The organism is Mangrovibacter yixingensis, from assembly GCF_020523985.1.
GTDB classification, from domain to species: domain Bacteria; phylum Pseudomonadota; class Gammaproteobacteria; order Enterobacterales; family Enterobacteriaceae; genus Mangrovibacter; species Mangrovibacter yixingensis.
Genome location: NZ_JAIVKM010000002.1, coordinates 525,953 through 538,401 on the forward strand (window position 1 = coordinate 525,953; position 12,449 = coordinate 538,401).

Here is a 12,449-nt window from a genome sequence, read left to right on the forward strand (position 1 = left end):
GCCTTCACCGCTTCTTATAGTGCGGACTGACCCTTGCGTTATTTAGTCTTCTTTAAGGAGTGGAAAATGTCCGAAAAGCAGGTTGCCTTTATTACTGGAGCAACATCAGGTTTTGGTGAAGCAGCTGCCCATTATTTTGCAGAACATGGCTGGTCACTGGTGCTCAGCGGACGCCGCTTATCCCGGCTCGAAGCATTAAAAGATGCCCTGGCGGGAAAAGTACCTGTACATATTATTGAGCTTGATGTGCGAGATTCAGATGCAGTGAAAAGCGCAGTAGCCAGCCTGCCTGAAGAATTTGCCGATGTGAAAGCACTCATTAATAACGCCGGGCTGGCGCTTTCACCCATGCCGTCTCAGAAAGTTGATCTGGAAGACTGGCAAACCATGATTGATACCAATGTGAAAGGTCTGGTGAGCGTTACCCATGCATTGCTGCCAACACTGATTAAACACGGTGCCGGTGCCAGTATTATTAATATTGGCTCTATTGCTGGCCAGTGGCCCTACCCAGGCAGCCATGTATATGGCGCAACCAAAGCATTTGTGAAGCAGTTCAGTTATAACCTGCGTTGTGATTTGCTGGGAACCGGTGTGCGTGTAACCGACCTCGCACCAGGAATTGCGGAAACAGAATTTACGCTGGTGCGTACTAAAGGGGACCAGGCGGCATCAGATAACCTTTATCGTGGTACAACCCCGCTGAGTGCGCAGGATATTGCCGAACAGATGTATTACATCGCTACATTGCCGGACCACATGAATATCAACCGTATCGAAGTGATGCCAGTGCGCCAGGCATGGAACCCGTTTGCTATTGACCGTGATTAATAAAATAACGCCCGCTGAAACAGTGGGCGTTATGAGTAGCTACATGGCAATGTCACTCATCTTAGCGCGTGGTCGCCAAAAAGCGCTGCACACGTTCAGAATCCGGATTGGTGAAGAACTTCTCAGGTGCGGCTTTCTCAATCAGCACACCTTTTTCCAAAAACACCACCTGGTCTGATACCTGGCGGGCAAAATCCATCTCGTGGGTAACCACCACCATGGTGTACCCTTCCGCAGCCAGGGATTTCATAACCGCCAGAACTTCCCCAACCAGTTCCGGGTCCAGTGCGGATGTCGGTTCATCAAACAAAATCACTTCTGGTGACATCGCTAATGAGCGGGCAATAGCCACACGCTGCTTCTGCCCACCAGACAACGTGATGGGGTAGCTGTCTGCTTTATGGTTCATGCCCACTTTTTCCAGTTGTTTATGGGCAATCTCATTTGCTTCAGTACGTTTAAGGCCTTTGACGTGCAGTAATGCCTCTGTCACGTTTTGCAGCACGGTCAGATGCGGCCACAAATTAAAGCTCTGGAACACCATACCTACACGTTCACGCACTTTTGACAGCTCACGGTGAGACATGTGTTTGCCACTGTCATCCACCCCGATACGGCTACCAGAAATACGAATTTCACCGCGATCCGGCTGTTCCAGCCAATTCATGCAACGCAACAGCGTCGATTTACCAGAACCCGATGAGCCCAGAATGCTAACGACTTCCCCTTTTTGCACATCCAGATTGATATCACGTAACACTTCCACGTTATCGAATTGCTTCGAGAGATTTTTAACACTGACTGCCGCATTCTCAGGCATGGGTAATTCCTCGTTTCGCGCCATAGGTATTCAGGCGTTTAATCAATAACTCAAGCAGCACACTGACACCCCAATACAGGCCAATGGCAACAATAAATGCATTAAATGGAATAAAATAAGTCGCCTGGACACTGTTTGCTGCAGCCGTAATTTCCTGAACAGTAATAATGCACAGGAAAGCCGTATCTTTCAGGCAGATAATCAACTGGTTACCCATCAAAGGCAGTGCCCCGGAAAAAATATTCGGTGTAATAATCCGGGTAAACGTTTTATAACGAGAAAAACCTTGCGCAGTCGCCGCTTCTATGTACCCAGTAGAAAAAATCCTTCGCTGGCTACGTAAAATCTCATAAAAGTATGCACTGTGATAAATAATCAGTGAAACTAACCCGGCAGTCCAGGCATCCATACTAATGCCAATTTCAGGTAATCCGTAATAAAGTAAATAAGCCAGAATCAGGAAAGGTACTGCCCGCATCAGGCTTACAAAGTAGTGAATAATATTATTCAGCACTTTTGATTGCAGCTCGGTTAAGTACAACACTGTTGTACCGATGATAATTCCTGCAACCGCAGTAATAACGAACAACTCAAGGGTTGAAATAAACCCCTGGAGAAACAACTCTCGTGCTGACCAGACAATCGCCCATTGGTTCATAGCGTCTCCAAATACTCTGCTTTACCGCGCCAGGCGTTTCGCTTTACGTTCCGCCAAATTTTGTAATTTAAGCAGCACGCCAATAATGACCACGTACAGTAAACCCGCCGCTAAAATAGGTGACAACGGCTCATAGGTTACTGCGGAAATACGGTTCGTTACCCGGGTTAAATCCACCACGCCGATAACGGCAACTGCTGGGCTACCTTTAATTAAAAAGGACATTTCATTCACCAGCGCAGGCAGGCTTTCAATCCACATTTGGGGCAACATGATATAGCGAAAGTAAGTCCAGCGTTGCATCCCCACCGCTTCCGCCGCTTCTTTTTGCTCTTTAGGAAAATGGGTAAAGGCGTTACGCCAGATTTCTGCATTGAACGCAGATGTATTCAGTGTCAGCGCCACAATAGCGGCAATGCTTTTATCCAGATTAATACCGACCACTGGCAATGAGAGAAACAAAAACAAGACTAACGTCACCAACGGTGTGGCACGCGCCAGGCTGATATACAGCACCAGAATAGTGTCCACGACAGGGATCTTCATCATTCGGATAAACGCGATGACCAGACCAATCGACACCCCGAACAGGATAGCGATGCCGGAAATCCACAATGTCGCCCAGGCGCCTTCAAATAATAACTGCCACGATATCGCGTCCATTTAACGCTCCTTGATACTAAACAAGGCGCAACCCTGCAGGCTGCGCCCCAAGTATTACAGACCTGCTAACTTATGGAACTGCTCAGCACTGGTGATTGGTACAGTTGGCAGATCCGGGTAGGTTTCACCAAACCATTTTTTCTGCAACTCAGCCAGACGGCCGGTCTCACGCATATGATCCATAAATTTGGTCATATATTTCATCAGCTCGGGTGAATCTTTCGGGATTGGCCAGGCCATATAACCGGGGCCGGAAACAGCCAGGCCTTTAGCAAAAACTTTCGGTTTAGTTTTCACCAGGTCATTAACCGCAATAACCACGTCAATCACATAATCCAGACGTTTGTTAGCCAAATCTGCGAAGGCTTCTGGGTAAGACTGATATTGAACAACTGGCCCCAGTTCGCCCCCCTGTTTTTCCAACATGGCTTTCAATTCAGGCAAACGAGCTAATAATGCACTGCCAGCCTGAACACCAACTTTTTTACCAGACAAATCTTTAATGGTATTCAGTGAAGTATCCCCTGCACGCTTCACAAAATAATGCTGGGCAGAAGCCCATGGTGGCGTGAAATTAAAGACATTCAGGCGTTCATCGGTAACAACTGCGCCTGTCAGAGCCATGTCATACTGCCCGGTAGAAACAGATGCCAATAAACCTGTCCAGGGTAAAATACTTTGGTCTACATGGAATTTTGCGTATTTACGTAATTCATCCAACATGTCCTTGTTAAAGCCTTCGGCTTTACCATCTTTGATAAAGTTAAACGGCGCGTAATCGTCTTCCGTAACAACTTTCAATGTACCTGCTTTTTCAATTTCCGGTAAATCACGAGCTACAGCCTGCCAGCTAAAAGCCATTGCCAGCACTGCGGATAAAGTCAAAATGCCCAACTTACTCTTCATAGCGCCACCTTTTATATTTTCTGAAGCTTGATGGATTACGGGAAAGCGTCACCCGAATACGAAGCAAAATATGTGCCGGAAAAGAAATATCCTTACAAGAATATTTACGACCGGGTTACGTTTTACTCTAGGAAGGTTGTTTATCACCTGAACAGTGACAGTTTGGCTGTGCCGATGTGTCAGATAAACAGAACATGGTACGAAGATTGCTTAATTCATTACCTATTAAGCCGCCTGAGGACAAACACGATGAATCGTCATTATCTTCACATAGAATTTGACCGGTCACGTGGGTTGCAAGAACAAGTCAGAGAAACCCTGGTTAATGCCATTTTGAGTGGTATTTTCCCGGCCGACCAACCTCTGCCTTCCTGCCGCCAGCTAGCCTGCCAACTCAAGGTGTCACGAAATACAACAGCCCTGGTTTTTGAAGGGTTGGTGAACGATGGTTACCTGATTAGCCGGCCACGTAGCGGCTATTTCCTGCACCCGGATTACCAGGCATGCCAGTACAAAACCACAGCGACAGCACTTCCCACAGATAACACCGCACCACTTTGGAGCAACCGATTTAAAGTCGCCCCCAGCCAGCAAGAATCCATCATGAAACCCTCGGGCTGGATGCATTATCGCTACCCGTTTATCTATGGCCAGCCTAACACTGCTCAGTTTCCGTTAAGCCAGTGGCGGGCGGCTTCACGCTGGCTCAACAGTGGCGTGGCAGACCAGCGTTGGATAATTGATCATATCGATCAGGATGTCCCCATGCTGATTGAGCAAATTCGCACTCGTGTACTGCCAAAACGCGGAATACTGGCGGCGCCGGATGAAATTCTGATAACCATTGGCTCGCAGAACGCACTCTATTTGCTGACCCGTTTGTTGATGTCGTCGTCAACCCGCGTAGCAGTGGAAAACCCGGGCTACCGCGAAGCCATCAACACCTTTTTGCTGGGTGATGCGCAAATAATTCCCCATGATGTAGATGAAGAAGGTATTACCCTGAGCCAGCCCCCCTGCGATTACTACTACGTGACGCCAGGCCACCAGGTACCGACAGGCGTTACATTGAGTAGCCAGCGCCGCAAGGCATTGCTTGAGCATGTGACCCGCCATGACGCGGTAATTATCGAAGATGATTACGACTCAGAAAGTAACTTCACACTCAACCCACCGCCCGCACTGAAAGCCAGTGATAAACATGGCCGTGTGGTTTATGTCAGCAGCCTGTCCAAAGCACTGTCACCGGGGTTACGCCTGGGATTTATGGTAGCCGACCCTGAATTAATTGATGAAGCACGGGCATTACGCCGCCTGGTGGTTCGCCATGCGCCAACCAATATTCAGTACCAAATGGCGCATTTCCTGGCGCAAGGGTATTACGAAACACATTTACGCCGTTACCATGAAGATTCTGCACGCCGTTGGGAATTGCTGAACCGGTCGCTGGAAACCTGGCTGCCAGAGTGCCGCCCTATTCCCGGAAGTGAACACGCGAACGCCTTCTGGTTAAAAACGCCCGGCGGAATTAATACACAGCAGCTTACCTGGCGCGCTGCCCACGCGGGGGTATTAATTGAACCTGGTGCCCGGCATTTTCTGGATGCCAACCCACCAGAAACTTTCTTTCGGATGGGTTTTCACGCCATTTCACCGGAGAAAATTGCCCCCGGAGTGGAAGTGTTGCACGAGCAACTCGCGCAACTATAAGTGACAGAGAAAATATAACCGCTATTTACTTACCCGCCTTGATTAACGACTCAATTTCCCCGGCGAGCCGGATAAGTTGCCTGTCACTGCCACATGGCCCCATTAATGAAAGCCCCAATGGTGCCCCCTGCAAAGTTGCCAGAGGTAAAGTCACCTGAGGCCGACGAGTCAGCACGGCAATACTGAGTAAATCATGAGAGATACGGCGAATATGCTCGATTTCACTGTCACTGGTTGTCAGCAAAGGGGCAATATCCGGGACTGTCGGCATAATCAATACCCGGTTTCCCAGTTGTTCATTCCACCATTGAGTCACCTGTTCACGCACCATAACAGCTTCACTCACCTGGTTATCAGTAACCTGTTTTCCCCAGGTAAACCGGGCGGCAACATCGGGGCCCAAAACCAGCCCTTCACGCTCAATGGTTTCCCCCTGCGCCAGCCAGGATTCCCGCCCCTGAATAACCCGGAAAGCCAGATAGGCACTGTCAATATCAGGTAATTCCGCACTAATTTGGTGCATTCCACCCAAAGTCGAGCGAATTGCATCAATTAAGGGCAACAAACATTGCTGGCTGGCGGGAGGCAGGCGAGAGAATAAAGCAGGATGGATAGCCAGTGACGGTGAACTTAAATCAACCGTATCTTCTGGCAACAGCACATCACCTACCGCCGCAAATACAGCGGCTTCACGGGCAAACCACCCACAGGTATCCATTGATTCCGCCAACGGTTGGCAACCAGCCAGAGAAATACGCCCATGTGTCGGGCGAATACCAAACAAGCCGCAGTAACTTGCCGGTGTACGCACTGATCCACCCGTATCTGTCCCTAAAGCAAAGTCGCAGCACTGGTTAGAAACAGCAGAAGCCGAACCGGAAGATGACCCACCGGGAATACGCTCTGGTGCCGCGCCATTTACCGGCGTGCCATAGTGGTAATTATGGCCACTCATCGAGAACGCCATTTCGTTGGTATGAGTTTTACCAATAAATTGAGCACCGTTATCCAGCAACTGTTGTACGGCTGGCGCAGTTTGTTTACGAATACCGGACATAGCCAGAATATGGGGATTGCCCCCACCGGTGGGGTAGCCCTCAACATCAAACAAGTCTTTCACCGCAAAAGTTAACCCTGCCAGTGGCCCACTGGATGCTGATTTCACTGCAACAAACGGGTAAGGCATAAAAGCCCGTATGCTTTTTTCCAACATGGTTTATCACCTCTTTTTTAGGTTTATGCCAACTGAGTTGCCGTTTCTATTTCCGATTCCTGCACCAGTGAGCGCCAACGGTGGCAACTTACCCGATGGCGCTGCGCGGCATATTCAGTTTCAGGCACCGTTTGTGAACAGGTAGCATTGGCATGGGGGCAACGGCTGGCGAATGCGCAACCTTCAGGTAAATGAGCTAAATCAGGTGGAGCGCCCGGGATGCAATACAGCGCATCGCCTTTTTTCAAACCTGCTCTTGGGCGGCTGCCAAGCAACACCTGGGTGTATGGGTGGCGGGGATGTGCGAGGATGTCCTCCAGAGAAGCCTCTTCAACAATGCGCCCGGCATACATCACAGCAACCCGGTCGGCGATTTCGACTGCCGCGCCCATATCATGGGTGACAAAAATAATGGACAGCCCTTTCGCCTTTTGCAGTTCACGCAACAAAATCAGGATCTGAATTTGCACGGTAGCATCCAGTGCCGTTGTGGGCTCATCAGCCAGTAACAGGTTTGGGTTGCAGGACAAAGCCAGTGCAATCATGGCGCGCTGGCGCATCCCACCAGACATTTCATGGGGCCAGGCATCAAGGCGGCTTTCAGGGCTTGGGATCTTCACTTGTTGCAATGCAGACAGCGCCCTTTCCCGCGCCTGCGAACGTGACAAACCTTCGTGGCGGCGTAACCCTTCAATAATTTGTTGCCCCACGGTATACACCGGGTCGAAAGCCAGCAGAGGCTCCTGGAAAATCATCGCGGTTTTTGCACCACGGTACTGGCGCAATGCCGCTGAAGACATGTTCAGCACATCTTCGCCCCCGACATGAATCTTGCCGTTTATGCGTGTGCTATCTGGTGGGTGCAGGCGCATCAGCGCGCGTAATGTAACGCTCTTGCCCGAGCCAGATTCCCCAATCAGCGCCATCACCTCGCCTTTTTGAACATCAAAAGAGACGCCGTTTACCGCCTGGATGGTTTGCCCGCCACGTGTAAAAGTCACATGTAAATCATTCACTTCAACAAAGGCTTCATGCGGCACTGTGCACCTCCCGAACTGAAATTTCGCCATACCAGGGTGAGCCAGGCTGAGCCATCAGGCAGGCGGCCTGGTGGCCTTCACTCACCGCAGTCAACCGGGGTTTTACTTGTTGGCAAACGGGTTTTGCCTGTGGGCAACGGGTATGAAACCGGCAACCTGCCGGAGGTGAAATGGGGCTGGGAGGATCACCGGATAAAGGCGAAGCCAGGGTTCTTTGGTTAGGATCCATTGATGGCATGGAACTCAGCAGCGCCTGGGTATAAGGGTGAGCCGCGCCGGTAAACAATGCCTCAGCAGGCCCCACTTCCACCACTTCCCCAAGGTACATCACCAAAATCCGGTCGGATAACCAGCGGACAACATGCAAATCATGGCTGATAAACACATAGGTCAAATCCAGGGTGCGTTTTAAATCCTGCAATAGTGTCAGCACCTGTGCTTCCACGGATTTATCCAGCGCCGAGACAGCTTCATCAAGAATCACCATGCGCGGCTTCATTGCGAGAGCACGGGCGATGTTCACACGCTGTCGCTGGCCACCAGATAACTCATGGGGATAGCGCCCGGCGAAGCGCGCAGGCTCCAGCCCAACATGGGCCAATAAATAATGGGCATATTCACGGGCTTCACGCGCAGAAACACCATGTACCCGCTGCCCAAATGCAATGCTCTCTTCCATGGTCATACGGGGGTTAAGCGAAGCGTAACTGTCCTGAAAAACCATTTGTACCTGCCGGCGGTATGCTTTCATGGACAGTGCCGCAGAACCAACACTCTGCCCGTCAAACACCAGTTCGCCTTTATCCTGGGTGAGCAACTGCATTAATAGCCGGGCAGTAGTAGATTTACCACAACCAGACTCCCCCACCACACCCAGTGTTTCCCCTTTTTTGACTTCAAAATTAACGTCATCAACAGCCTGAACCTGCACACGACCTTTTGCGCTGCGAACCGGGAAATACTTCACCAACCCGGAAACACGTAACAGGGGCTGTGCTGGCCCGCCGATGTCCTGATTATGAAAAGGTTGCATCCGTTACTCCTTAATGGCCATGGCTGAACGCAGGCGATCAGCAAGAATATTGAAGGAGATAGACGTGATGAAAATCATCATGCCTGGTAAAGCCGCTACCCAGGGCTGGGTATAAATTGCCGTGCGCAATGTATTGAGCATCAGCCCCCATTCGGGTTCTGGTGGCCGTACTCCCAGGCCGAGAAAAGAGAGGCCAGATGCCAGAATCATGCACACTGAAATTAACCCGGTAGAGAACACAAATACCGGCCCGAGGACATTGCCCAGCACCTGAACGCGAATAATGGTAAAGGCGCTCGCCCCAGTAGCCCTTGCCGCATCGATATAATCCATATTGCGCACTTGCGCGGTAACACTTTCAGCAATACGGGCAACCTGGGGCACAAACACCAGGGTCAGGGATAACAACGCATTCCCAATCCCGGCCCCCAACGCGCCAGATAACGCAATGGCCAGCAAAACGGAGGGAAAAGCATAAAAGACATCCACAGTGCGCATAATGGCACTGTTGACCCAGCCTCCGGCATACCCGGCCACGATGCCTATCGTACCGCCGATAAAAAATGCCAGGATTACCGGCATAATCCCCATAAACAGCGATAACCGCGTACCCAGAATCAACCGTGACAGCATGTCTCGCCCCAGTTCATCAGAACCCAGGGGGAAACCATCAGTCCCAATGGGTTTAAGGCGCAAAAACATGGATGTTTGGTAAGGGTCTTTGGTTATCAGCCAGGGGCCAGCCAGGGCTAAAAAGAGCAAGGCCACAATGATGGCAGCGACAAACATACCGCCGGGGTCTTTTGCCAGCCTTAGGGCAACACCAGACCAGTAACCATCTGAAGCTGGCACAACAGGCAATGAATCAGGTGCTTTTGGTGTCACAGAATCAACCATCCTCAGCTCCTTTTAATTCGCGGATCAAGTGCAGACTGGAGCATGTCCACCAGCAAGTTCAGCAACACAAAAAACAGCGCCAGAACCCAGATAGTTCCCTGTAACAGCGGTAAATCACGCTGGAAAATTGCCGTGTTGAGCAACATCCCCGTGCCGGGCCATGAGAATACCGTCTCAACCAGGATTGAACCGCCCATCAGGTAACCGACTTGCAACCCCATCACAGCCAGGGCGGTTGGCGCAGCATTTTTCACTACGTGGCAAAAAATACTCGCTTCGCTCAACCCTCTTGCCCGTAACCCAGTAATAAACTCCTGGCTCAGCAAGTCTGCGACCTGGGAACGCACAGTGCGGGCAATAATTCCTGTGGGGATAACAGATAACGTAATGGCCGGTAGCAACATAAATTGCAGATGTTCCCAGTCCCACGCCCAGCCCACTTCACCAATTGGCCCACCGCCAGTGGCTGGTAACATCGACAGTTTTACGCTGAAAATAATCACCAGCAGCATGCCCAACCAATAGTGCGGAACGCTGACCCCAAACACCGATAACACCGAGGCAAACCGGTCGACCAGGCTGTTACGGTAATAACCGGCGACAAACCCAAACAGGCTTCCCAGCAAAAAACCAACCAGCGTTGCCAGCACAGCCAGGCGCAGCGAGTACGTTACCGCCGTCATTACCTCGCTGAATACTGGCCGCCCGGTGGCAACGGACATACCTAAATCGCCATGTAATGCCCGCCACAGCCAGTGGACAAACTGAACCGGTAGTGGTTTATCAAACCCATAAGCCTGCATCAGACTACGACGTAGTGCTTCTGAAGCGTCTGGCGGCATAACGGAAACCAGCGGGTCGCCGGGGGCAATCTGTACCAACAGGAAACAGATAATCGCCACCCCCAGCATGGTGGGAACCGCCAGCAATACTCGGTAAAAGACAGACCGAAACATGCTTCCCTCCTGAATTTTCAGTTACTCTTTTTTGCTCACCAGCGCGAGGTCGATAAACCAGCTTTGCGGCTGTACAACCCCGGTCACAGCAGGTGAAATTGCCCGCGGGCCAACATCATGGGCAACAAACAGGAACGGAACCTGATCCACCAGCTCGGTGTGTAGCGCAGCAGCGGCTTTATTCATTTCATCCGCACTGAAGGCATTTTTCACCGCCGTTGCCAGTTTTTCAGTTTCAGGTGTGGCGAAATAACCCCAGTTAGTGGCAACAGGTGGGAAGGCTTTCGCCGTTGAGAAACGGATCATGCCAAAGTAAGGATCGAGTGCAGCGGCGCTGACGTTGATCGCATCAATACCTTTGGCTGCCGGATCTTTTGCCCCCAACCGCCAGTTGGTAAACAAGGTATTCCACTCCTGAACTTTGATATCCACGTTGAAATAGCAACTTTTCAGGCTTTGCTGGATGTATTCGTTCATGGGGAGCGGTTGCATCTGCCCAGAACCCGATGCAGAAGTCGCGACAGTCACATGCAGTGGTTTACTGGCGCTGTAGCCAGCTTCTTCCATCAACTTACGTGCAGTATCGGGGTCATATTTGATTTTGAAGGTGGGGTTGCCATGCCAGGGGTTGCCGGGTTCGTAAACGCCAGTCGCCGCTTCCATGTAGCCACCGAGATAATTTTTTAGCTCCGCACGGTTGATACACAGGTTAGCCGCCTTGCGCACCCGAATATCCAGCCAGGGGGAGCCTTTCAGGAATGAGAACTGCCAGGGCCAGACATGGGGCTGAATATTGGCGTAAATTTTGTAGCCCTGAGCTTTTATTTGGTCGAGCGCATCTGGTGCTGGCGCTTCTATCCAGTCTACCTGTTTTGACAGCAGTGCTGCGGTACGCGCATTGGCTTCCGGCAGCGGGATCAGCACAACTTTATCCACTTTTGGAATACGTGCTTTGTTCCAGTAGTTGGGGTTCTTTTTCAGGATCAACTGCTGGCGGGGAACCAGTTTTTCCAGTTCAAACGGGCCGCTACCGACAGCATGTGCGGCAAACTCAGTCCAGGCCGTTTTGCTACGTGTGGCAACATCGCCATCAGAAGCCGGGATAGCCGCATAGATTTTCTGCCAGGCAGTGGGCGAAACAATAAACAGATTCGTGAGGTTGTAAGGCAGGAGCGCATCCGGTTCTGATGTGGTGAGGGCGACGGTGTAATCATCAATTTTAGTGGCCCCACGCAGCGTTGGCATACGCGATAAAGTATTGCCAATCTGGCCTGGTGCGTATTGCACCGCGGTTTTATCCAGCACCTTGTTAACGTTCCAGACAATAGCATCTGCATTAACTGGTGTACCATCATGGAAGGAAGCATCGTGGCGCAGAGTAAAGATCCACCGCGTGTGATCATCCGGGTCAACATGCCATTCGGTTGCAAGCCCTGGCACCAAACCACTGGGTTTTTCGCCTTGCGACAGATCCCACTCAACCAGTGAATCGTATAAAGGGATCCCGGTAAAACGGTTACCTTCATAGCCCTGATCTGGCTGGCCCAGAGTCAGGGGAATATCCGCTGCGGTCATAGCAATCCGCAGCGTTGACGCATTTACCAGTGAACTACTCAAAAGCGCCAGAGAGCCCAGCGCCAGTGCGAACTTACTTTTACGGCCCGGAAAAGATAATTTCAGCATGTTGATGTCCCTGTTAAATAAATGACAGGAAACATCGAG

General features: G+C 50.9%; 12 protein-coding genes. 2 read left to right on the forward strand and 10 right to left on the reverse strand.

The window, feature by feature from the left end; genetic code table 11:
* Positions 1–66 precede the first annotated feature (66 nt).
* Positions 67–831: an SDR family NAD(P)-dependent oxidoreductase gene (locus LC084_RS13125; RefSeq protein WP_226571643.1), complete on the forward strand. Its 765-nt coding sequence runs from the start codon at positions 67–69 to the stop codon at positions 829–831.
* 61 nt (positions 832–892) lie between these two features.
* Here the strand turns inward: LC084_RS13125 and LC084_RS13130 are convergent, their stop codons facing one another.
* Genes LC084_RS13130 through LC084_RS13145 form a run of 4 tightly spaced genes read right to left on the reverse strand, consistent with a single transcriptional unit; the run spans position 893 to position 3,878 of the window.
* Positions 893–1,651 carry an amino acid ABC transporter ATP-binding protein gene (locus LC084_RS13130; protein ID WP_226571644.1) on the reverse strand — a complete coding sequence of 253 codons (759 nt, stop codon included), beginning with the start codon at positions 1,649–1,651 and terminating at the stop codon, positions 893–895.
* Positions 1,644–2,309 carry an amino acid ABC transporter permease gene (locus tag LC084_RS13135; RefSeq protein WP_226571645.1) on the reverse strand — a complete coding sequence of 222 codons (666 nt, stop codon included), beginning with the start codon at positions 2,307–2,309 and terminating at the stop codon, positions 1,644–1,646. The genes LC084_RS13130 and LC084_RS13135 overlap by 8 nt, the downstream gene beginning before the upstream one ends.
* A 21-nt stretch (positions 2,310–2,330) precedes the next feature.
* Positions 2,331–2,972, reverse strand: a complete 642-nt coding sequence (locus LC084_RS13140) for an amino acid ABC transporter permease (RefSeq protein WP_226571646.1) — start codon at positions 2,970–2,972, stop codon at positions 2,331–2,333.
* Positions 2,973–3,026: 54 nt separating this feature from the next.
* Complete coding sequence (locus LC084_RS13145) at positions 3,027–3,878, reverse strand: transporter substrate-binding domain-containing protein (RefSeq protein ID WP_226571647.1); 852 nt, start codon at positions 3,876–3,878, stop codon at positions 3,027–3,029.
* A 249-nt stretch (positions 3,879–4,127) separates the two neighbouring features.
* Between LC084_RS13145 and pdxR the strand changes: the two genes are divergently transcribed.
* Complete coding sequence (gene pdxR, locus LC084_RS13150; RefSeq protein ID WP_226571648.1) at positions 4,128–5,588, forward strand: MocR-like pyridoxine biosynthesis transcription factor PdxR; 1,461 nt, start codon at positions 4,128–4,130, stop codon at positions 5,586–5,588.
* Between the two features lie 25 nt (positions 5,589–5,613).
* Here the strand turns inward: pdxR and LC084_RS13155 are convergent, their stop codons facing one another.
* From LC084_RS13155 to LC084_RS13180, 6 genes are read right to left on the reverse strand one after another with little or no spacing between them, the layout of a single operon-like run.
* A complete protein-coding gene (locus LC084_RS13155; RefSeq protein WP_226571649.1) occupies positions 5,614–6,801 on the reverse strand; it encodes an amidase in 1,188 nt (395 codons plus the stop codon).
* Between the two features lie 23 nt (positions 6,802–6,824).
* Positions 6,825–7,841, reverse strand: a complete 1,017-nt coding sequence (locus LC084_RS13160; protein ID WP_226571650.1) for an ABC transporter ATP-binding protein — start codon at positions 7,839–7,841, stop codon at positions 6,825–6,827.
* Positions 7,831–8,874, reverse strand: coding sequence for an ABC transporter ATP-binding protein (locus tag LC084_RS13165; protein ID WP_226571651.1), 1,044 nt, complete (start codon positions 8,872–8,874; stop codon positions 7,831–7,833). Before LC084_RS13165 ends, LC084_RS13160 begins: the two co-directional genes overlap by 11 nt.
* 3 nt (positions 8,875–8,877) lie before the next feature.
* Positions 8,878–9,771, reverse strand: a complete 894-nt coding sequence (locus tag LC084_RS13170; protein WP_226571652.1) for an ABC transporter permease — start codon at positions 9,769–9,771, stop codon at positions 8,878–8,880.
* Between the two features lie 2 nt (positions 9,772–9,773).
* Positions 9,774–10,727 carry an ABC transporter permease gene (locus tag LC084_RS13175; protein ID WP_226571653.1) on the reverse strand — a complete coding sequence of 318 codons (954 nt, stop codon included), beginning with the start codon at positions 10,725–10,727 and terminating at the stop codon, positions 9,774–9,776.
* Between the two features lie 21 nt (positions 10,728–10,748).
* On the reverse strand, positions 10,749–12,410 hold the full coding sequence (locus tag LC084_RS13180; protein WP_226571654.1) for an ABC transporter substrate-binding protein: 1,662 nt from the start codon (positions 12,408–12,410) through the stop codon (positions 10,749–10,751).
* Between the last annotated feature and the right edge of the window lie 39 nt (positions 12,411–12,449).